Here is a 21,157-nt window from a genome sequence, read left to right on the forward strand (position 1 = left end):
GGCAAGCTTTTAGCTGCAAGCGGCAAGTAAGAGCAGATTGGCTTTTTCTTGCGGCTTGTAGCTTGGAGCTTGAAGCTCTGAGGAGATACCAATGACTAAGAAGATCTTCGTTACTGACACCATCCTGCGCGACGCCCACCAATCGCTGCTCGCCACCCGCATGCGCACCGAAGACATGCTGCCGATCTGCGACAAGCTCGACAAAGTCGGCTACTGGTCGCTGGAATGCTGGGGCGGTGCGACGTTCGACGCCTGCGTACGCTTCCTGAAGGAAGACCCATGGGAGCGCCTGCGCCAACTGCGCGCCGCACTGCCTAACACGCGTCTGCAAATGCTCCTGCGTGGCCAGAACCTGCTGGGCTACCGCCATTACAGCGACGACGTGGTCAAAGCCTTCGTCGCCAAGGCCGCGGTCAACGGCATCGACGTGTTCCGCATCTTCGACGCCATGAACGACGTGCGTAACCTGCGCGTGGCCATCGAAGCCGTAAAAGCCGCCGGCAAACATGCCCAGGGCACCATCGCCTACACCACCAGTCCGGTGCACACCATCGACGCGTTCGTGGCCCAAGCCCGGCAAATGGAAGCCATGGGTTGCGACTCGGTGGCGATCAAGGACATGGCCGGCCTGCTGACCCCGTACGCCACTGGCGAACTGGTCAAAGCGTTGAAATCCGAGCAGTCGCTGCCGGTGTTCATTCACTCCCACGACACCTCGGGCATGGCCACCATGTGCCAACTCAAGGCCATCGAAAACGGTGCCGACCACATCGACACCGCGATCTCCAGCTTCGCCTCGGGCACCAGCCACCCGGGCACCGAATCGATGGTCGCGGCCCTTAAAGGCAGCGAGTTCGACACCGGCCTGAATCTGGAGCTGCTGCAAGAGATCGGCCTGTACTTCTACGCCGTGCGCAAGAAGTACCACCAGTTCGAAAGCGAATTCACCGCCGTCGACACCCGCGTGCAGGTCAATCAGGTGCCGGGCGGGATGATTTCCAACCTGGCCAACCAGCTGAAAGAGCAGGGCGCACTTAATCGCATGGGCGAAGTGCTGGCCGAAATCCCGCGGGTTCGCGAAGACCTCGGCTTCCCGCCGCTGGTGACGCCGACCTCGCAAATCGTCGGTACCCAGGCGTTCTTCAACGTGCTGGCCGGCGAGCGCTACAAAACCATCACCAACGAAGTGAAGCTCTACCTTCAAGGCGGCTATGGCAAGGCGCCGGGCACCGTGAACGAGAAACTGCGTCGCCAGGCCATCGGCAGCGAAGAGGTGATCGACGTTCGTCCGGCCGACCTGCTCAAGCCGGAAATGACCAAGTTGCGTGCCGAAATTGGTGCCGTGGCCAAGTCCGAAGAAGACGTGCTGACCTACGCCATGTTCCCGGACATCGGCCGCAAGTTCCTCGAAGAGCGCAACGCCGGCACCCTGACACCTGAAGTGTTGCTGCCCATTCCTGAAGCCGGCGGCGTGACCTCGGCCAGTGGCGAAGGCGTGCCGACCGAGTTCGTCATCGACGTCCACGGCGAAACCTACCGCGTCGACATCACCGGTGTGGGCGTGAAGGCCGAAGGCAAGCGTCACTTCTACCTATCCATCGACGGCATGCCGGAAGAAGTGGTGTTCGAACCGCTCAACGAATTCGTCAGCGGCGGCAGCAGCAAGCGCAAGCAAGCCACGGCGCCGGGCCACGTCAGCACCACCATGCCGGGCAACATCGTCGATGTGCTGGTCAAGGAAGGCGACACCGTGAAAGCTGGCCAGTCCGTGCTGATCACCGAAGCGATGAAGATGGAAACCGAAGTGCAAGCCGCCATCGCCGGCAAAGTCACCGCCATCCACGTGGCCAAGGGCGACCGGGTGAACCCGGGCGAAATCCTGATCGAGATCGAAGGCTGATTTAACAGCCCGGATCACACCGCTTTAAACCTCGGGGGGGCATGTGCTCCCCTTTTTTTTGCCCGGTATTTGACCCGTGTAGGAGCGAGCGGTGCGACGATTCGACTTGCCCGCGAAGGCGGTGTACCAATCAACACAGATGTTGAAAGTTCCGGCCTCTTCGCGGGCAAGTCGAATCGTCGCACCGCTCGCCCTACAGGGTTTGTGGTGTGTCAGGTGTTGATCAGAACGCCATGCGCCACTGGCCCATGACGCCGTGGTTGCGGCTGTCGCTGCCGACCTCGCCAGTCAGGCCTACGCCCACGCTGTGGTTTGCCGAAACCCCAAGATCCAGCCCCGCATCCACCAGCAAACTATTGCGATCCAGCTCCGCACCATAAACGGTGTAGTTGCTGCCGCCAGTGACCAGTCGCTGGCGCGTTGCCGTGTAGGTATCGCCATAGGTGTGCTTCCAGCCAGCACTGAATCGCGGCGTCAGACGCATGCCGTTATCCAGGGTCTCGACCTTCGCCACCCTCAGGCCAAACGTGCTGTTCATATTGCTTTGGGATTGCTGGTGAACCTTCAGCGCCGCAGCCCCACCTTTCTCGGTGTAGCCGTCGCGCTGGTAGCGTTGATAGCCAAGGCTGGCGAAGGGTTCGATGCTGACGTTGGCGCGGCCCAGGTTGTACCCCACTTCGGCGAAGGCTTGCTGGGTGCTGGCGTCGTAGCTGCCTTTGGGGCGATCGCTGAAACCGGCGAAGGCAATTCGGCGTGCAGTGCTTCCGTCGTGGTTGCTGTAAGTCGCGCCTAGGCGCAGGGACATCGGGCCGTTCTGCCTCAACGCATAGGCGCCCAGGTGCCAGCTGTCGAGATTGCCGTCGAGTTCCTTGCTGTCCATTTGCGTCCGGGATGTTCCGCCCATCAACCCCAGGCGCCATTCATCATCGAGGCTCCAATCCGCGCCCAGTAGCAGCCCCTTGGTCGAGTGTTGCAGCGGTTCAACGTCTCGATCCAGTTTGCCGCCATGACCGAGTGCTTGCAGCCAGACACGGCCGTTGTCTTCGCTGCCGGCCGCCAAACGCGGTGCATTGTTTCGTGAACTCAAGTTGTTGGTACCCAACTGGCGCATGGCAGAGAGCAGGCTGCCGTTGACCGGGTCAACACTGCTCAAGGTGGCTTTGGCGAGGTTGGCGTTGCTGGAGCCGGCCAGTTGTTCGAGGGCGTAGGAGGCTGTCTCAGTGTTGGTGGCTAGCAGGGCGGTGACGGCTGCATTCGTCACGGTGGCTGGTTGTGGCGCCGTGCTAGCAGTGTCGGCGACGGTGGCTGGTTGTGGCGCCGTGCTAGCAGTGTCGGCGACGGTGGCTGGTTGTGGCGCCGTGCTAGAAGTGTCGGCGACGGCAGATGGATGTGGCTCTGTGTCAGAAGTATCGGTGACGGCGATTGGCTGTGGAGCTGGTGCGGGAACGTCGGCGGATGGCGTCACGTCCGCGACGCTGGTATTTACGATGTCAGAGGGTAATTGAGCATCGGGAACGTGTTCCGGCTCGGAGATATTTTTGGCGAACTCCCGTCCGTTTTCGGAAGTGGCGAGACTCTCGAAAGGTACTTCGTTACGAGCATAGGTCAGGCCAACGCTTTTATTGTTGTACCTGAGGGTCGGTGCCATAAATGCCAAGTCATTGAGGACTTCGCCGAATTCACCTTCGACTTTATCCTTCGCCTCGATAACGGTGTAGCGGTTGCTTTGCAGATATTCGCCCGGCATCGCAACGATTTTCAGAGTGGAGCCGCCCAGCCTGGCAGTGCCACCGACTCTGATCGTTTGGCCTTTGCCTTCGGGATTGACCTCGTAGGCCAATACACCTGTCTTTGACAGGTTCAAGTCCCCTCTGACCCGTGGGGCGCCATGCATTTTATTGACGTCGACGCGACCGTGTACTTGCAAGCTTCCGACGGTCCCGGAACCCGCGAAAGTGCCGCGTTCCCTGACATCGACGTGGCCATCTATGGTGCCTTTATTGAAGAGCTGTCCGACCGCAATCGCACGGCCGAGGATCTTCCCGTTATTGGTCAGGATGCCGTCATTCAACACCACCACGCCGTCATGGAAATCGCTCTTGCTGGTCAGCGTCCATGAACCCAGATGACTGACCAGGCCGGTGGTATTTTTTGTTTCTCCCAGAACACCACCGTCAGAGGCCTCAAGGTGTATGACGTTGATGCCTCCTCCTCCATCCGCCGGGCCTTTGATGCTACCGCCGTTCTTCAGGGTAATGAGGTCGTTGGCGTCTGTTCCTTGTACAACCGTCTCGGGTGAATCGATCACATTAGGAACGGCGTCGTGAACCTTGGTGAAAGTTGGAAGAAGAGCCTCCAGATCGATTCTCGGCTCGGACTCATGCCGCTCTATTATCTTGGCGTCGACCGGTGGTTCGGCTCTGCCAGTCAGCTCTTGAGCCATGGAAAATTCAGCACCTCCCAGCGCCAGAGCAATAGCAAGTGGGAGGTGTTGTGGTCGGAATTTGCGCTGATCGGACATGGGCTAGGCCTCAGTTGTAAGGAGGCCAAACTCTAAAATCCGATGCCGATGTCTGGATGCCGGGCGATTCCTGGCGTTGTGCAAGGCGTAGCTGAACCGCTTGTAGCCGAATCAACACCGAGCCTTGACCACCAGCGATTTCACCGATGATCAGGCGAACTTGCCTACAACATTCCCGGAAGCTTCGATTGGCGAAATCTCAGAAACTCATCTGCCACTGCCCAATCAACCCATGATTGCGGCTGTTGCTGCCAATCTCGCCGCTGTAGCCAACGCCGAGGGTATGCCGCGCCGAGATCCCCAGATCCAGCCCCGCCTCCAGCACCAGGCTGTCGCGATCCAGCGAACTGCCATCGACACTGAACGCCGTGCCGCCGACCACGAAGGCCTGGCGCGTCGAGCTGCTGACATCGCCATACGTGTGCTTCCAGCCAGCGGTCATGCGCGGGGTCAGGCTCATGCCGTTGTCCAGGGTGCTCAGGTGTGCCAGGCGAACGCCGAAGGTGCTGCTGAAGTTGTCTTGGGTTTGTTCGTCGACTTGCAGCGCGGCGGCGCCCCCTTTCTCTTTGTAGCTGTCGCGGTGATAGCGCTGGTAGCCGAGGTTGGCGAAGGGTTCGGCGCTGAGGCGGCCGCTGCCCATGGCGTAACCCAGTTCAGCGAAGGCTTGTTGGCTGTCGGCGTCGTAATCGCCTTTTGGCCGGTCGTTGAAACCGTTGAACGCGACGGTGCGTTTGCTTTCGCCTTGATGGCCGCTGTAGGCCGCGCCGAGGCGCAACGCGAACGGGCCACTTTGGCGCAGGGCGTAGACCCCGGCGTGCCAGCTCTCGACATTGCCGTCGACGCCGGTGGCATCCAGATCGGTTTTCGAATAACCGCCCAACACGCCCAGGCGCCATTGCGGATTGAGTGCCCAATCGGCACCGAGCACGCTGCCCTTTGTGCGTTGTTCCAGACCGCTGTTGCCGTGTTCGCCGTCGAGCTTGCCGTAGCCGCCGATGGCTTGCAGCCAGAGTCGGCCTTGGGCATTCGGGTCGTTGAGGTTGCGGGCTTCGGATGGAACGCCGGTGGAGGCGAGCACCGGTGTGTCCCGGGAATCGAGGCCCACAAGCAAGCCTGATCCGCCGCCCATTTGCTGCATCGCCGAGAGCATGCTGCCGCCAATCTGGCTGCTGGCGCCGAGGGTGGCGCTGGTCAGGTTGGCGTTGCTCGCGCCGGCCAGTTGCTCAATCGCCGCGCCGGCCGTGGCGTTGGTGGTGTTGAGCAGCGCGTTGTAGAGCGCGTTGTTTTTGCCCATCGAGGCCAGGCTGTTGGCGGCGTTGCTGCCGTTGCCGGTGGCGGCGAATTCATTGAAGGCGATGTCGTTGCGGGTGTAGGTCAGATCGACCTGGGTCGGGGTGTAGGCGAGGGCTGGCGTGAGGAACGCGTAGTCGCTGATGACCTTGCCGAAGGTGCCGTTGACGCTCGCGGCTTGCAGCACGGTGTAATGGCTTTGCCACGGGTAAGTGCCGCTGCCGGGGTTTACCGCCAGGGTCGCGCCGTTCAGATTGGCGGTGCCGCCGACTATTACAGGGGCGCTGGTACCGTCGGCATTCACGCCATAGGCCAGGGTGCCGCCGCTGCCGAAGGTCAAATCGTGAGTGATGGTTGCAGTGCCGAGTTGCGTATTGGTCTGCAACGTACCGTTGACCAGCAGATTGCCTACCGAGCCGCCGCCGGCATACACGCCGCCCTGATCCACGGTCAGTGTGCCGGCAATGCCGCCCTGGTTGAGCAGCGTCGCGCCATTGCGCACCGCGCCGCCGTCGCTGAAATCACCGCTGCCGGTCAGGGTCCAGGCGCCTTGCTTGACCTCCAGCCATTCGAAGTTGCGACTGGCACCGAAACTGCCGCCCGCCACGTCGTCCATCACCACTCGGTCATAACCGCTGCCGCCATCGACCACACCGACGAAGCGGCTGCCGTTGCGCAGGGTCAGGCTGTCGTTGCCGCCACCCAGGTCCAGGGCCAGGCCGTTGCTGCCGCTGATGGTCCCGCCGTTGATCACGCTGTCGGCAAACTCGCCGACGAACTTCACCCCGAAACCGTCGAGGCCCTGGATGGTGCCGAAGTTTTCCAGGGTGGTCGCTGCCGCCCCCGAACCGCCGCTGCCATCGTCCACCAGAATGGCGCTGTTGGCGCCGCTGATCAGCGCCTCTTTGGCGTTCAATACATAGCCGCCGCCCAGCGCGATGCCTTCACTGCCATTGGCGAAACCACCCTTGTCCACGCCGCCCGCGCCGACGCCTTGAATGGTGCCGTAGTTTTCGATGTGGGCGATCTTGTCGATGTCCACGCCATCGCCGTCACCGTTGGGTTGCAGCCCCGAATACGCGCCGGTGATCGTGCCGTGGTTGATGACGGTGCCGTCGCCATCGGAGCCGAATCCCGAACCGTTGCGCCCGGTGATCTGCCCGTAGTTGACCAGTGTGGCGCCGAGGTCGGTGGTGATGCCGTGGCGTCCGGCGGAAATGGTGCCGTAGTTGGTCACCGTCACGCCGGTTGCCGTGTCGATATCAATGCCGTCGAACTTCTCGTCGGCGTTGTGCGAATCACCCGTAGAGATCTCGCCATAGTTGGTGATCGTCGCGTTGGCCCCGGTCTTCATGCCGTCGCTGGCATCCCCGCGAATCAGCCCGCCCGCGCGGTTGATGATTGTGGTTTTCACGTTGTTGCTACGTAGCGCATCCAGGTCCAGCCCCTGGCCAGTGGTGGAGCGAATGATGCCGCTGTTATCGATCAACAGACTGCCGCTGGCGAAGTTGCTGTCGATGCGCAACGCGTCGTTGAACCCGAGGATCTGCCCGCCACTGCGGTTATAAATGCTGTAGTTGCGCGCCTGGGTCAGGTCGCCGCTGCTGTCGATCGCCCGGCCACCGGTGGACACGATCTTGCCCGCGTTATCGACCACCACGCCGACACCACTGGTGCTGTCCTTCAAGCTCACGGCCTTGCCGCTGTTGGTGATGCTGCCGGGCGCGGAAATTGTCAGCGTGTCATTACCGCCGAGGGTTTGCGCGGCGGTGGTGGCGGTGTCGATCTGCACGTTTTTGGCGTGGGCGGCGGTGGCGCTGATGAGAAGGGCGATGGTCAGGGCGAGACGCTGGGGCGAGAAGGGCATGGGGTGGACAGCCTTTTTGTTATAAGCGGGCTGTGTTGTATAGCCGAGGGTTTTTACAGAATGATGTCGTTGGTTAAGTGCAATCTTTTGCAGATACTTCGGATTTCGAGGCATCTATACGCAATTTAATGCGTATCTGGACAATGTAGGCGCTGCTGAAGGTTGCGATCTTTTGATCATGGGGCCGCTCCGCAGCCCAACGGGAGCAAGCTCCCTCGCCACAGGTTTCGCGTTTGCTCAGGAGACTCAGCTACGACTCAAATACGCCTTGCCGTAATGCCGCTCCATCCGCGCCTGTATCAGCTCCAACCCTATCGACATCACCCAATAAATCACCGCCGCGGTCGTCAGCATCTCGATATACCGATAACTCGAGCGCCCATACGACTGCGCCAGAAACATCACTTCCCACACCCCCATCACCGAGATCAACGACGAGTCCTTGAGCATGGAGATGAATTGGTTGGTGGTCGGCGGGATGATGGTGCGCATGGCTTGGGGCAGGGTGACGCGCCAGAAGATCACGGTTTCGCGCATGCCCAGGGCCAGGGAGGCTTCCCGTTGGCCGTGGGGGACGCCGAGGATGCCGGCGCGGAAGATTTCGCTCAGGTAAGCGCCGTAGTTCAGCGACAGGGCGATGATCCCGGCGGCGATGGCGCCGGGCACGATGCCCAGTTGCGGCAGGCCGAGGTAGATCAGCAGGATCTGGATCAGCAGCGGCGTGCCGCGAAAGAACGACGCGTAGAAACTCGCAATGCCGAACGCCACGGCGCTTTTCGACAGCCGCCCCAAGGCAGTGATGAAGCCCAGCAGCGATGAGGCGACGATCGAGCAGGCGCAGAGAAACACTGTCAGCGCCGCGCCTTGCAGAAAGCCGTTGGGCGCCAGGTGCAGGCCGACGAGGTTGGGCAGTTTGTCGAGGATGATCGAGAACTTCAGGTCGAAGCTCAGGAAAAAACTGGCGAACAAGCCGAGCATCGCCGCCCAGGTCAGGTACAGCCGCGTGCGAAATCCGAAGATCCGTTGCAGCCGTGACTCAGCGACGGGTTGCGGCGGCTGAGGAGGTGTCGGGAAAGAAGTCATTTGCTGATATCGGCGCCGATCCATTTTTGCGAGAGCTTGCTCAACGTGCCGTCCTGTTTCAGCTGCGCGAAGACTTCACGTACTTTGCCGTCCCACTGCGCATCGCCCTTTTCAATGGCCACCGAGTTCGGCTCGGAGTACAGCGCCTCGCCCGCCAGTTTGAAGCGTTTGTCTTCGTTCAGGCGCGGTTGCGCGGTCACCAGGTTGGTGAGGATCGCGTCCAGTCGAACACCGGCGCCCAGGCCCAAATCCTGGAAGGCCACGTTGTCGGTGTCATACGGAGCGATCTGCACGTCCTCGAACGGGTACTGCAACTGCGTGTCTTCGGCGCCTTCGATCACCAGGTTTTTGTTCAGGTAGCTTTCGTAGCTGGAGGCGCTGGTGAGGCCGACTTTCTTGCCACTCAGGTCCTTGGCGTTATGGATGCGGTCATCCTTGGCGTTGACCACGATCACCGCCGGGGATGCGTAGTACTCGACCGGGAAATCGAAGACTTCGGCGCGTGCCTTGCTCGGGGTCATGGAGCAGATGCAGATGTCGTAGCGACCGCTCCAGCGGCCGGCGGCAATCACGTCCCAGGACGGGGTTTCGAGGCGCAGTTTCACGCCGAGTTTCTCGGCCACGGCTTTGGCCACATCGACGTCGAAACCGTCGAGCTGGTTCTGGTCGTTGAGGAACGAGAACGGTGGATAACTTTCCATCAGCACGCCCACCAGTTCTTTTTTCTGCTCGACGCGATCCAGCGTGGCGCCGCCAAAGGCTTGAGTGGAGGCAGCCAGAATCGTCAGGCCCAAGGCCAATAGCGGTTGAAATTTCACAGTCGATCCCTGAAAAAAGAGGTTGTTATTAACCAGATGTTACGTATTAAATAGTTATAAGAACGACTCTGGTAGTGAGTTATTTTCATAAGCTTATGAGTGAAAAGCATATGGGCGCAGGAAGCACAGTGATTCTGGATGGCGGCATGGGTCGTGAGCTACAGCGCCGTGGGGCACCATTCAGGCAGCCCGAGTGGTCGGCGCTGGCCTTGAGCGAAGCGCCGCAAGCCGTCGAGGCGGTGCACGCGGCCTATATCGAAAGCGGTGCAAACGTCATCACCAGCAACAGCTATGCGGTGGTGCCGTTCCATATCGGCGAAGAGCGCTTTGCCGCTGAAGGCCAGGCGCTCGCGGCGTTGGCTGGCGAGTTGGCCCGGCGTGCGGTGGAGGCGGCGGGTAAACCGGTACGCGTGGCCGGTTCGTTGCCGCCGTTGTTTGGTTCCTACCGCCCGGACCTGTTCGACGCTGCGCGGGTCACGGAATTGCTGACGCCGCTGGTGAAAGGGCTCGGGCCGCATGTGGATCTCTGGCTGGCGGAAACCCAGAGCTCGATCGTTGAGGCGCGGGCGATCCACGCCGGGCTGCCGAAGGATGGCAAACCGTTCTGGCTGTCGTTTACCTTGAAGGATGAAGACACCGACGACGTGCCGCGCTTGCGTTCCGGCGAGCCGGTGGCCGAAGCAGCCGCCGTGGCCGCTGAGCTGGGTGTCGAGACGTTACTGTTCAACTGCAGCCAGCCGGAAGTCATCGGCGCGGCGATTGATGCAGCGCGGAAAACGTTCGAGCGGTTGGGTGTGAATATTCACATCGGCGCATACGCCAACGCCTTCCCGCCGCAACCGAAAGAGGCCACGGCCAACGACGGGTTGGACCCGTTGCGCGACGATCTCGATCCGCCGGGTTACCTGCACTGGGCGGCGGATTGGCAGAAGCGTGGGGCCAGCCATTTAGGCGGGTGCTGCGGGATCGGGCCGGAGCATATCGCCGTGCTGGCCCAGAAACTCGTCTGAAAAGATCGTTCCCACGCTCTGCGTGGGAATGCCTCAATGGACGCTCTGCGTCCGCTTTGGGACGCAGAGCGTCCCCGGCTGCATTCCCACGCAGAGCGTGGGAACGATCACTAGGCGCGGCACTCGGCCAAGGTTTTCACTTGCCCTGAATCCGTCTGGTTTTCATCTGAAAGCCATCGCTCAAACCCCGCCCCAACCACCGGCCATTCCGAATCCAGAATCGAATACCAAGCCGTATCGCGATTCTGTCCCTTGACCACCATGTGCTGGCGAAACACCCCTTCAAAACTGAACCCCAACCGTTCGGCCGCGTATTTGGAGCGGGCGTTGCCGTTGTTGCATTTCCACTCCAGACGCCGGTAGCCCAGGGCAAACGACTCCTTGGCCAGCAGATAAACCGCCTCGGTACTTTTCGGTGAACGCTGCATCGACGCACCGAAAGTCACGTGGCCGATTTCGATGCGGCCCTGGGCCGGGACGATGGACATCAGGCTGAGGATGCCTTGCACGTCGCCGCTGGCACGGTCGATCACGGTGAAGAAATACGGGTCGCTGTTGGCCGCGTGGTTGTTCAGCCAGTCGTTGAATACGCTGCGTTCCGGGAAGGGGCCGTAAGGCAAATAGTCCCAGAGTTTCGGGTCGGCGCCAGGGCCTTGCAGGGCTTTGAACAAGCCGTCGGCGTGGCGGGCCGGGTCGAGTTTTTCCAGGCGGATGAAGCGCCCTTCCAGTAGTTGAACCGTGGGGGCCGGGACGCCTTTCCAGTCTGCGAGTGAAGTGGTCATTGTTGTTCTCCTTGAACCTTAAAGGGCTTTGCGAAACTGGAGGAGGCCTGGGCGTTCGGCGATGCGCTCGTAGAGCTGGATCGCAGTGGCGTTGGACTCGTGGGTCAGCCAGTGAACCTTGCAGCAACCGTCCGCTTTGGCGGTGGCGTAGACGAACTCGATCAGTTTGCGACCGACGCCGGTGCCACGGGTTTCGGGCTCTACGATCAAGTCTTGCAGGTAACAGGAGTTTTCGATGCTCCAGTTCGAGCGATGGTAGATGAAGTTCACCATGCCCACCGCTTTGCCATCGGCCCAGGCGAGGGCGGAGTGGGTCGGCTCGTTCGGGTCGAGCATGCGCTGCCAGGTGCTTTGGCTCACGACTTCCGGCAATTCGGTGTTGTAGAAGCGCAGGTAGGCCTGCCACAACGGCAACCACGCGGCGTGGTCGTCGGCAGTGACCTGGCGAATCTCGATCTGACTCATGTTCATTCCTTAACGCATCAAGTGGGCGAGGGCCTGGTCCTGCGCGTCGGGGCTGGCAGCCAACCCTTCGCGCACACCGGCGATGTCTGCGGCGTTGCGGTTCTGGCTCAGTTTGCGTTTGCCTTCCAGGCGCTGGATCGGCAAGGCGAAACCGACGATGGCCTTGAGCATACCGTCGATGTAGTCGGCGGGGGCGTCAGCGACTTTCCAGGGCTGGGCGCGGCTCGCTTCGTGGCGATCGGTGAGGGCGCTGACCAGGTTGAGCAGGCGATTGGCGTCGGTGAACACTTCTGCCACACCGTAGGCGTGCACGGCCACGTAGTTCCAGGTCGGCACGACTTTGCCGTGCTCGGCTTTGCTCGGGTAAAACCCCGGGCTGACGTAGGCGTCGGCACCGGCAAAAATCACCATCGCCTCGGCACCGTTCTGCAAGTCTTTCCACTGGGGATTGGCCTTGGCGAAGTGCCCGTAGAGGGTGCCATTCGGACCCTGTTCGGCGTCCAGCAGCACCGGGATATGACTGGCTTGCAAACCTTGCTCGCCGTGGGTCACCAGGATGGCGAGGCGGGTGGCGAGTATCTGCTGCTGCAAGTCCGGCAAATCTTTGATGGCAAACGAGCTGGGGTTGTACATGGAAATATCCCTTGGCGAATGGCTCCATCCTAGGCAGGCTATTGGTCTGTTGTAAGAGCCATTACCGACCAATTTCATAGGTCCATTCTTGATAGGTTCAGGCCATGACCGATGCGCCGCTGTCCTTGTCCTTCAACCCTGCCGGTATCGAACTCGATCCCCGCCAAGGGCTCAGCCGTCAGCTCTACCAGGCCTTGCGCGTGCGCGTGCTCGACGGGCGCCTGGCCAGTGGCACGCGTTTGCCAGCCAGTCGCGACCTGGCGGCGGCGTTGTCGATTTCCCGTAACAGCGTGGTCCGCGCCTACGATCAGCTCTACGCCGAGGGCTTTATCGAAGGGCGGGTCGGCGACGGCACTTACGTCGCGCAGTTGCCGCAAACCGTGCTGCCGGCAAAAAAACTATCCGCAAAAGTATCCACAGGGTTGTCAACAGGGTTATCCCCAGCCTTATCCACAAATTGGCTGGATTTACCTGTGATTCCATCCAGTAAAGTTATCCACAGCGGTGCTTTGCAGCGGGTCGAAAACAACCATTTGGCCCTGCCACCGAGTGGTCCGCCGAAGGCTTTTCGCGTGGGCGTGCCGGCCTTCGATCTGTTTCCGTTCGAGGTCTGGGCCAAGCTGAACGCGGCTTTCTGGCGCAAACCGGATCTGCAGCAGTTGTGCTACGGCGACCCGGCGGGCGATGCGCGCCTGCGCGGGATGATTGCCGCGTATTTGCGCAGTTCCCGGGGCATGCAGTGCACGGCTGAGCAAATTGTGATCACCAGTGGCGCACAGCAGGGGATTAGCCTTTGTGCACAGCTGCTGGTCGAGCCGGGCGATGGAGTGGCGATCGAGAATCCGGGGTATCGCGCGGCCGGTCATGCCTTCGCCGTGGCCGGGGGCCGATTGCGCGGGGTGTCGGTGGACAGTGAGGGCATCAATTGCGCCGAACTGGAAGGTTTGAAGGATTGCCGACTGGCGTACGTGACCCCATCCCATCAGTACCCGACCGGGGTGATCATGAGCCTGGCCCGGCGCCTGGAATTGCTGGCGTGGGCCGAGCGCACCCAGGGCTGGATCGTCGAGGACGATTACGACGGCGAGTACCGCTACAGCGGCGCACCGTTGGCGCCGTTGGCGGCACTGGATCGCCAGGGCCGAGTGCTCTACGTCGGGACCTTCGGCAAAGTGGCGTTCCCGGCCTTGCGCCTCGGCTACCTGGTGTTGCCACCGGGGTTGGTGGATGCGTTCTCCCGTCGCCGCGCCGTGGATGTGCGGCATTCGGAAGTCAGCACCCAAGCGGTCATGGCCGAGTTCATCGCGGCCGGACATTTCCAGCGCCACATCCGCCGGATGCGCCGTGCGGCCCTGAGTCGGCGCAATGCGCTGTTGGCCGGTTGGCCGAAGGACATTCCCGGCGTGGGCAGTTTGCCGACCGTCGCCGCCGGGTTGCACATGACGGTGCCGGTCGACAGCCTGGCCCGTGAACAGGAACTCATCGAAAAAGCCGCCGCCGTTGCGGTCGAGATCAACGGTTTGAGCAGCTATTGGCTGCCCGATTCAACGCGACCACTGGATCAGCGGGCCGGCCTGGTGCTGGGCTTCGCCGCCGTGCCGGAGGCCGACATCGCCTGCGCACTCAAGCGCCTGCGTACCGCCTGGTCTTGCTAGGCCAGGGGCGACGCGGGGGGCGGTGGTTCGAGGGCGAGAAATAACCGGCGCGTGGCCGGATCGCTGATCCGGCGAAACACGTAATCCACGGGTTCGATCGACGTCAGTTGCTGTCGAAGCGCCGGGTCCAGAGTGTCCAGGTACGTGTCCGCGACTTTCAAGTGCGCGGCGGTGGGCTGGTTGGCCGGACTATCGAGGGCGGCATAGTGAAAGTGAGCCAGCCACAGCGGCTGGTCGTTGCGCGCGATGTCGAGTATCCGGTACTCCTGGAAGTAGTCGCCCCGGGATTTGGTTTTGACCCGCCCCTGTTGGTTGCGCACCAGCCGGACCTGAGCGTTGTCATGCAACCATTGGAAATACTCCAGGCGCGGTTTGCGTTGTTTCAACATGGAGGCTCGCACCTCGATCCCGCTGCTGCGCAGGCGGGTAGCGCCATTGCGCAGTTCCAGGCTCAACGTGCCGACCGGTGGCGGCATACCGCTGGCCGCTCGAATGTTCGCCATGGCCGTCTCGACCGCCGTGGCTTCCTCCTCGTACTTGAGGGCCTGGGAATCGAACAGGTGCTGCATGTCCGCCGGAATCCGCTTCGCCCGTTGGGCGTCCTCGCGGGTGCGGGTGATGAAACCCTCCAGCCCGAGGTTCAGCGCCAACCCGTCGACGATGACGTCATTGTCGGTTCTCACCGGTTTACCGGCCCCGCCACTTTTGGGCGCGAACTTCTTGAACAGGGCCGCCTCGGGTTTGGACTCGCTGGCCGGCAGCGGATCTCGCGGCCGCGTCTTCAGCACCTTGCCCGGAAGGTGCGACGGGCCGGCCGTCGCGGCGGCGGTGGCGCCCCGCTCGAACGGCAGCTCGTCCTCGGGCAGCAGGTCGTAGAGCTGGGATTGCGCCAGGGCCTGGAATTCCTTGATCAGCGCCTGCAAGCGCGCCAATGCCTGGGGATGGGTCATGCCCGGGTATTGGCCGGGCAGGTCCTCGATGCGCTGAAGCGTGTCGGCGTAGATGTCCAGCAGTGGCGTCAGTGTTGCGATGCGTTGCTCGGTCGTTTGCTCGACGGGCGGTGCGCTCATCAAGTCCGTGAGTGTTTGGCTGGCCTCGGAGGCTTCGATAACGATGTTCGCCACGGCGGCCCGGGCTTGAGGCATTTGCGCGCTGGCCTGTTCTTGCACGCAGAGATCGTAGGCCAGGCCGATTTCGTTGGCCTTGTAGTCCAGGGGTGAGTGTCGCGGCAGCAACTGACGGATCGTCTGGGACGTCTCCCGTGCCGTGCGCCCCAGGACCTTGAGACCGGCCACGGCTTGGTAGGCCTGCTCGGTGCGTTCAATGATCGCCTGGCTCAACTGGATGGCCTTTTGTGCGGCCGGAACGCTGGCGCCCACGGCCAGCTCGGGGTTGATCGAGCCTTCGCCGGTCATCGGTGCGATGGTGATGGAGTACTGGCTGCTCTTGAGCGTAAACCACAGGGACAGGTGTTTCTCGAGCAAGGTCGTCAGGCGCAGCAGGTCATAGGTGTAGCCGACCGTGCCGCCCAGTTCGCGCCACTGCTTCAAGTGTTCAAGGGCTTCCCGGTGTTCGTCGATCAACACGTCGAGCCTGTCGACCAGGCGCAGGGCGTGGGCATCGAATTGCTGGTCACTGGCTTCAGACATCCCCTGCTGAAGCGCATTGATTTCGGCCTGTATGGCACTTTCGCGGTTTTTGAAGGCCTGGATCTTTTCCTGCAGGGCCTCCTTGCGCTGGGCCTTGTCCAGTTTGATGGCCTTGAGCCGACTCCTCATCCCGCCACCGCGCAGGCGCAACCGCGTATCGACGTACCAGTTGCCGTGCAGGTCGTGGGTCAACAGCGGGCCGCTGCGTGACGGGTTTTTCGGATTGAAGATCTGCACCTGTTCATCGTCATTGATCAGCACCTGGAACCAGCGATTGACGACCCGGGCGTAGTGTTTGTCGTTGAGTTGGTACAGATACGGCGGCGCCTGGTTGAGGATGGCCACGTCTTTGTGGGCCAGGTCCGGCGCGCTGACTTTGACGCTGTCCAGATAAACCCCCAGGGCCGACGGGGTGCGGCGCGGCACCGATTCGCCGGCTTCCAGCGCTGTGGCGTGTTCGGCGGGGAGCTCGCCGGCCAGCGCGGTGGGTTCCAGGGTCATAGTGGTCAGCGCGGGCGGGGGCGTGGGGCGCAACGTCAGGTGGCGTGGCGCCGAGTCTTTGCGTTTGTCGCGCCAATGCTCGACTTCATCGCGGGTGCGGCGCAGGTTGGCCTGATGGATCAGCAGCATGCCCACGGTCATCAGCACATCCCCCAGAGACGTCCACTCCACCAGGCTGTCGCCCCGCTCATGGGCCGCCAGCCCCTGCTGCAATTGCTCGATGCCTTGCCAGACCCAGACCGCAGTCCCCACCGGGCCGGTCAGGAACGTCGACGCCACGTTGAAAATCGCCCAGCCACTGTCCCGCAGCAGCGCCCAGCGGCGTTCGCCATTGGACAGGGATTGGCGGTCAGCCTGTTCGACCAGCGTGTGGGCGTTGCTGGTGAAGAGCGTGGCGAGCAGGTTAGCGGTGATCACCTCGGAACCCAGGCTGATCGGGCCGCTCAGGTCCAGATTCAGCAGCAGTTCGACGCCCGTTTCTGTCGCCAGCCAGGGCGAAGGCAGGCCGACGGGAAATACGTACTGAGCGTATTCAAAACTGAGGGCGGGCGTGGGCAGCCAGGCCAGCACCGAGTCACGCAATTCACCGGGTTGGTGGATGGCGTAAATCAGGTTCTGTAACGACGCGAATTGCAGCAATGGCCGTTCCAGCGCCGGGCGATACAGCAGGCACGGCCCCTCGTGGGGATGGCGCGGGCCGATGATAAACATATTGGCCACAGTGTCGGCCGTCGACAGGGCGCGATAGCGGGGAATAAAGCTCAGCGGGCGGAGAGTGATGTCGATCGGATGCTTGCGAGCATGGCCCTGGGCGATGTCCATCAACTCGCAGATATAGCGATAGCCCGTCTCGTCGACGCCGCCCTCGTTTTGCAGTTTGCATTCCAGGGCCTTGAGCCTGAGCAGGTCGGGCAACAGGCTGACGTAACGTTGCTGCTGGAGTCGTGCCTGGTGGGCGTCATCAATCAGCCGGGTCTTGAGCAACGCCGGGTAGTGTTTGCCGACGTTGACCTGGCGGGCCATGGTCCCGAGGTAGTCCACGGTGAGCCATGGCGGGCAAGGCTGGTTGTTGTTGAACGTGATGTCGGCCTGGTAGGGCGGGGTGTTCTGCAGGGCAAATTCGCCGAGGGTTTCGACCTGGGTATCGTGGGGGTTGGGCAGGGTGAAAGCGCCGACGGTGAAGCTGTTGGTAATGCTGATCCGCAGTTCATCAAGCGCCAGTTGGGCGGCGTCGTTGGCGTGATGCTCGCGCCGGTTCGCAACGATCGCGTTGCGCATCTGCTCCTGGGCGTAATCCCGGATCAACTTGATGTCATTCAGACCGTAGGTGTTGCGCAGCCGGCCCTGAGTCGACAGGTAATGGCCGTAGTCTTGCAACTCGGTGGCCGACGCTTTCGACAGCCAGTCGGGAATGGCGGCTTCAAGTTGGTCGAGGTATTTTTTTTCCTCTTCGTTGAAGCGCCCGACCCCATGGGCGCTCGACGCAAAGAAAGCACTTTGCGCGTCGGGGGCTGATATCAGCGTCGCGATGGCCTCCAGTTGAGCGGCGATCAGTGCCCAGGCCATGTGGTCGAACACGTTGCCGTCCGGCTCGAACAAGCGCCATTGCAATGACTTTCCGGCGGTTTCCATGGCGATGCGCGCGGGCAGGGACGCGCCCAGTGCGGCCATGGATTCGAACGTTTCGTAGCCACCTTCGATGGTGTACAGCAACAGGATGTCGAGCTGGTTATGCACGGCTTTCAAGACGATCGCACCGCCCAGCAGCAGGTGGCGGTGGTTGTCCGGTTCGTTGTAGTCGATATCGATGAGGCAGGCCTGAATGCCCGGGATCGCTGTATTGGCTCGGGAACGCTCAGCCTTGTCCGGGTGGGCGGAAACGGCACGGGCGACCTCGCACTGCTCAGCCGTCCAGCCGTTGACGTGCTGGAGGTTCAACGCCTTCCTCAGGGTGTCGCTCAGTTCATGCCAGCGAGGTTTGTGCTTAACCGAAGTGTTCCAGTAGTCGAGTTGCTGCTGCTGGAATTCGATGTACAGCAGCGGCGCATAGTTGTTCAGCACGAGGGCAATGTCTTCGATGCTGACGGCCAGTTGCATCGCCGGTTCGGTCAATGGCGCGGGGGTGAGGAAGTGCTCGCCTTCGATGAAATTGGCGACCTGCGAGGACTGGCTCTGGCGCAGTAACGCGGCGGTCAGTGTCTCGGTGTGTGGCGCCAGACGCGTCTGCGTGTCGGTGGTGGTTTGCCATTGCGGCGTGACGATCAAGGTGCGGTCCGGATCAATCGCCAGTTCCGGGTACTGCTCGTTCAAGGCATGGCGCAACAGCTTGGCGCCGACCTCTTGAAGGCCGGGCCCCTGATTGGTCTGGGAGATCAGCGCATTTTTTTCCTGGAGCAGTATTTCGGCGTTTTGACGGTCGGGCGTGGACGTCGGCGTCATGGTCGTTTCCTTGTGACCGGAGCGGGAACGACGACGGTAGGGAACGGGGCGCGGGTTGAGGTGGTAATTATTTATCGCCACACCAAATCTGTGGTGAGGAAGCTCGTTGTGGTGAGGGGGCAAGCCCCCTCACTACAGGTTTTGTCACATCTCAGGGCTGTGCTATCAGGTCCCGGACTTGATCTTGGTCCAGGCCCGGGTCCGTGCGCGCTCGGCATCGCGCGGCAGCGGTTGCAGGGTGTAGAGCGTGCTCATCGCCGATTCGGTCGGGTACAGGTTCGGGTTGTTGCGGATGGCCGGGTCGACCAGCTCCGTGGCGTCCTTGTTCGGGTTCGGGTAGCCGACGAAATCGCTGACCGGCGCAATCACTTGCGGTTGCAGCAGGTAGTTGATGAAGGTGTAGGCGTCTTCCGTGTTCTTCGCGCCTTTGGGGATCGCGAGCATGTCGAACCAGATCGGCGCACCTTCTTTCGGCAGGCGCATATCGACGACTACGCCGTTCTTGGCTTCCTTGGCGCGGTTGGCGGCCTGGGAGAAGCTGCCCGAATAACCGACCGCGACGCAGATGTCACCGTTGGCGATGTCGGCCATGTACTTGGAGGAATGGAAGTAGGTGACGTACGGCCGGATCTTCATCAGCAGCGCTTCAGCCTTGTCGTAGTCCGCAGGCTTTTTGCTGTTGGGGTCCAGGCCGAGGTGTTGCAGGGCCAGCGGCAAAATCTCCGATGGCGAATCGAGCAGGGCGACGCCGCACTGCTTGAGCTTGCTGATGTTCTCTTCCTTGAAGATCAGGTCCCAGCTGTCCACCGGGGCATTGGCGCCCAGCGCAGCTTTGACCTTGTCCGGGTTGAAGCCGATCAGGATGGTGCCGTACATGTAGGGCACGGCGAATTTGTTGCCGGGGTCGTTGGCTTCGATCAGCTTCATCAGCTTGGGATCGAGGTGGTTCCAGTTCGGCAGCTTGCTGCGGTCCAGCGGCTGGAACACCCCGGCTTCGATCTGCTTGGCCAGGAACACGTTGGACGGCACCACCACGTCATACCCGGAGTTGCCGGTCAGCAGCTTGGCCTCCAGCGCTTCGTTGGTGTCGAAGATGTCGTAGACCAGTTTGGTCTGGGTGTTCTGCGCCTTGAAATCGTCCAGGGCTTTGGGGGTGATGTAGTCGAACCAGTTGTAGACGCGCAACGTTCGCTCTTCGGCGTGCACGGCGCCACTGAGCAGCGTCGCGCACAGCGCTGGAGCGATAAAACGCTTGAGTCTGTTCATTGTTCTAATTCCTCATTGGGCGCTTTCAAAACCTTCAAGAACGTTCACGGCGTTGATGCCGATTTCTTCTACCGCGTAGCCGCCTTCCATCACGAACAGCGTCGGCTTGCCGAGCTTCGCAATGCGCTCGCCCATGGCCAGGTAATCCGGGCTGTCGAGCTTGAATTGGGAGATCGGGTCGTCCTTGAAGGTGTCCACGCCCAGGGACACGACGACGATGTCGGCGCCGTACTTCTCGATCTCCTTACAGGCTTGCTCCAGCGCGGCGCTCCAGGTGTCCCAGCCGGAGCCGGCGGGCAACGGGTAGTTGAAGTTGAAACCTTCGCCGGCGCCTTCACCGAGCTCATCTTCGTAGCCGAGGAAGAACGGGAATTCAGCTTCCGGGTGGCCGTGGATCGAGGTGAACAGCACGTCGCTGCGCTCGTAGAAAATCGATTGCGTGCCGTTGCCGTGGTGGTAGTCGACGTCGAGGATCGCGACCTTCTTGTGGCCCTGATCGATGAACGCCTGGGCGGCGATGGCGGCGTTGTTGAGGTAGCAATAACCGCCCATCAAGTCGCTGGCGGCGTGGTGTCCCGGTGGACGGCACAACGCGAAAGCACTGCGGGCGCCGGATTGAATGGCGGCTTGGGCGGTCAATGCGACTTGGGCTGCGCTGTACGCCGCTTGCCAGGTGCCGGCGGTGATCGGGGCGCCGCCGTCGAAGCTGTAATAACCGAGCTGGCCGTGCAGGCTGGCGGGTTTGATCCGGCGCAGGGTGCGGGCCGGCCAGGTGTAGGGCAGCAAGTCGCCGTCAGTATTGAACTCGGTCCAGCGTGCCCAGGCGCCTTTGAAGAAGTCGAGGTAGTCGCGGTCGTGGATGCGTTGGATCGGCACCAGGCCGAAATCCTGTGGCGCTTGCACCGGGCCGAGTTCGCGGTCTTGCACGCGCTGTAGAACGTGGTCGGCACGGGAAGGCATTTCGAAGCAGGGCATTAGCTGCCCGTCCATCAATTCACAACGGCCGTGGTGCAGGTGGTGATCGTCCGAGTAGATCGTCAGCATTTTCTTGTTCTCCGCAGGCTGATTCGGTTGAACACAGTCTTGCGGGGCGCGGCGTTTGGGAGAACGGCAGGAAAGGCCAAAAGGGGATTGATATGGCCAAAAGATCTGACCGAAATTCGCCCCTTATTGGCGCGACAATGCCCCAGGGTTGGGCGCGCACCCCTTGATCGTTCCCACGCTCCGCGTGGGAATGCAGCCCATGACGCTCCGCGTCACCGGGACGCGGAGCGTCCC

The 21,157-nt window shown here is 61.7% G+C and carries 13 protein-coding genes; 3 read left to right on the plus strand and 10 right to left on the minus strand.

The features are described 5' to 3' along the window. Positions 1–91: 91 nt before the first annotated feature. A complete protein-coding gene (oadA, locus tag FQ192_RS15645; protein WP_149659401.1) occupies positions 92–1,900 on the plus strand; it encodes a sodium-extruding oxaloacetate decarboxylase subunit alpha in 1,809 nt (602 codons plus the stop codon). A 223-nt stretch (positions 1,901–2,123) separates the two neighbouring features. Here the strand turns inward: oadA and FQ192_RS15650 are convergent, their stop codons facing one another. The 4 genes from FQ192_RS15650 to FQ192_RS15665 form a co-directional block, all read right to left on the minus strand. After that, positions 2,124–4,421 carry an autotransporter domain-containing protein gene (locus FQ192_RS15650; RefSeq protein WP_149659402.1) on the minus strand — a complete coding sequence of 766 codons (2,298 nt, stop codon included), beginning with the start codon at positions 4,419–4,421 and terminating at the stop codon, positions 2,124–2,126. A 199-nt stretch (positions 4,422–4,620) separates the two neighbouring features. Beyond that, positions 4,621–7,578: an autotransporter domain-containing protein gene (locus FQ192_RS15655; RefSeq protein ID WP_149659403.1), complete on the minus strand. Its 2,958-nt coding sequence runs from the start codon at positions 7,576–7,578 to the stop codon at positions 4,621–4,623. A gap of 246 nt (positions 7,579–7,824) precedes the next feature. Next, entirely contained in the window at positions 7,825–8,661 is an 837-nt protein-coding gene (locus tag FQ192_RS15660; protein WP_149659404.1) for an amino acid ABC transporter permease, read from the minus strand. Further along, on the minus strand, positions 8,658–9,479 hold the full coding sequence (locus tag FQ192_RS15665; RefSeq protein WP_133835307.1) for an ABC transporter substrate-binding protein: 822 nt from the start codon (positions 9,477–9,479) through the stop codon (positions 8,658–8,660). The genes FQ192_RS15660 and FQ192_RS15665 overlap by 4 nt, the downstream gene beginning before the upstream one ends. Before the next feature lie 110 nt (positions 9,480–9,589). On the opposite strand from FQ192_RS15665, the gene FQ192_RS15670 reads away from it, so the two are divergent. Next, positions 9,590–10,489 carry a homocysteine S-methyltransferase family protein gene (locus FQ192_RS15670; protein ID WP_149659405.1) on the plus strand — a complete coding sequence of 300 codons (900 nt, stop codon included), beginning with the start codon at positions 9,590–9,592 and terminating at the stop codon, positions 10,487–10,489. Between the two features lie 110 nt (positions 10,490–10,599). On the opposite strand, the gene FQ192_RS15675 is transcribed toward FQ192_RS15670, so the two are convergent. From FQ192_RS15675 to FQ192_RS15685, 3 genes are read right to left on the minus strand one after another with little or no spacing between them, the layout of a single operon-like run. Further along, positions 10,600–11,271, minus strand: coding sequence for a GNAT family N-acetyltransferase (locus tag FQ192_RS15675; protein ID WP_149659406.1), 672 nt, complete (start codon positions 11,269–11,271; stop codon positions 10,600–10,602). 18 nt (positions 11,272–11,289) lie between these two features. Next, a complete protein-coding gene (locus FQ192_RS15680; protein WP_149659407.1) occupies positions 11,290–11,736 on the minus strand; it encodes a GNAT family N-acetyltransferase in 447 nt (148 codons plus the stop codon). Positions 11,737–11,745: 9 nt separating this feature from the next. After that, positions 11,746–12,369 carry an FMN-binding negative transcriptional regulator gene (locus tag FQ192_RS15685; protein ID WP_149659408.1) on the minus strand — a complete coding sequence of 208 codons (624 nt, stop codon included), beginning with the start codon at positions 12,367–12,369 and terminating at the stop codon, positions 11,746–11,748. 104 nt (positions 12,370–12,473) lie between these two features. Here FQ192_RS15685 and FQ192_RS15690 point away from each other — a divergent pair, with 104 nt between their 5' ends. Next, positions 12,474–14,024, plus strand: a complete 1,551-nt coding sequence (locus FQ192_RS15690) for a PLP-dependent aminotransferase family protein (RefSeq protein ID WP_149659409.1) — start codon at positions 12,474–12,476, stop codon at positions 14,022–14,024. Here FQ192_RS15690 and FQ192_RS15695 read toward each other — a convergent pair. The 3 genes from FQ192_RS15695 to FQ192_RS15705 form a co-directional block, all read right to left on the minus strand. Then, complete coding sequence (locus FQ192_RS15695) at positions 14,021–18,613, minus strand: dermonecrotic toxin domain-containing protein (RefSeq protein ID WP_149659410.1); 4,593 nt, start codon at positions 18,611–18,613, stop codon at positions 14,021–14,023. The genes FQ192_RS15690 and FQ192_RS15695 overlap by 4 nt on opposite strands. Before the next feature lie 165 nt (positions 18,614–18,778). Next, positions 18,779–19,879: a polyamine ABC transporter substrate-binding protein gene (locus FQ192_RS15700; RefSeq protein ID WP_149659411.1), complete on the minus strand. Its 1,101-nt coding sequence runs from the start codon at positions 19,877–19,879 to the stop codon at positions 18,779–18,781. Between the two features lie 12 nt (positions 19,880–19,891). Then, positions 19,892–20,923: a histone deacetylase family protein gene (locus FQ192_RS15705; RefSeq protein ID WP_149659412.1), complete on the minus strand. Its 1,032-nt coding sequence runs from the start codon at positions 20,921–20,923 to the stop codon at positions 19,892–19,894. Between the last annotated feature and the right edge of the window lie 234 nt (positions 20,924–21,157).

Source organism: Pseudomonas sp. ANT_J12 (assembly GCF_008370045.1).
In the GTDB taxonomy this organism is placed as follows: Bacteria; Pseudomonadota; Gammaproteobacteria; order Pseudomonadales; family Pseudomonadaceae; genus Aquipseudomonas.

Coding starts and splice junctions, on each gene's coding strand:
- FQ192_RS15685 (WP_149659408.1), bottom strand. CDS start 12,369: ATGTACAACCCCAGCTCGTTTGCCATCAAAGATTTGCCGGACTTGCAG.
- FQ192_RS15660 (WP_149659404.1), bottom strand. CDS start 8,661: ATGACTTCTTTCCCGACACCTCCTCAGCCGCCGCAACCCGTCGCTGAG.
- FQ192_RS15675 (WP_149659406.1), bottom strand. CDS start 11,271: ATGACCACTTCACTCGCAGACTGGAAAGGCGTCCCGGCCCCCACGGTT.
- FQ192_RS15690 (WP_149659409.1), top strand. CDS start 12,474: ATGACCGATGCGCCGCTGTCCTTGTCCTTCAACCCTGCCGGTATCGAA.
- FQ192_RS15700 (WP_149659411.1), bottom strand. CDS start 19,879: ATGAACAGACTCAAGCGTTTTATCGCTCCAGCGCTGTGCGCGACGCTG.
- FQ192_RS15680 (WP_149659407.1), bottom strand. CDS start 11,736: ATGAGTCAGATCGAGATTCGCCAGGTCACTGCCGACGACCACGCCGCG.
- FQ192_RS15695 (WP_149659410.1), bottom strand. CDS start 18,613: ATGACGCCGACGTCCACGCCCGACCGTCAAAACGCCGAAATACTGCTC.
- oadA (WP_149659401.1), top strand. CDS start 92: ATGACTAAGAAGATCTTCGTTACTGACACCATCCTGCGCGACGCCCAC.
- FQ192_RS15705 (WP_149659412.1), bottom strand. CDS start 20,923: ATGCTGACGATCTACTCGGACGATCACCACCTGCACCACGGCCGTTGT.
- FQ192_RS15650 (WP_149659402.1), bottom strand. CDS start 4,421: ATGTCCGATCAGCGCAAATTCCGACCACAACACCTCCCACTTGCTATT.
- FQ192_RS15655 (WP_149659403.1), bottom strand. CDS start 7,578: ATGCCCTTCTCGCCCCAGCGTCTCGCCCTGACCATCGCCCTTCTCATC.
- FQ192_RS15670 (WP_149659405.1), top strand. CDS start 9,590: ATGGGCGCAGGAAGCACAGTGATTCTGGATGGCGGCATGGGTCGTGAG.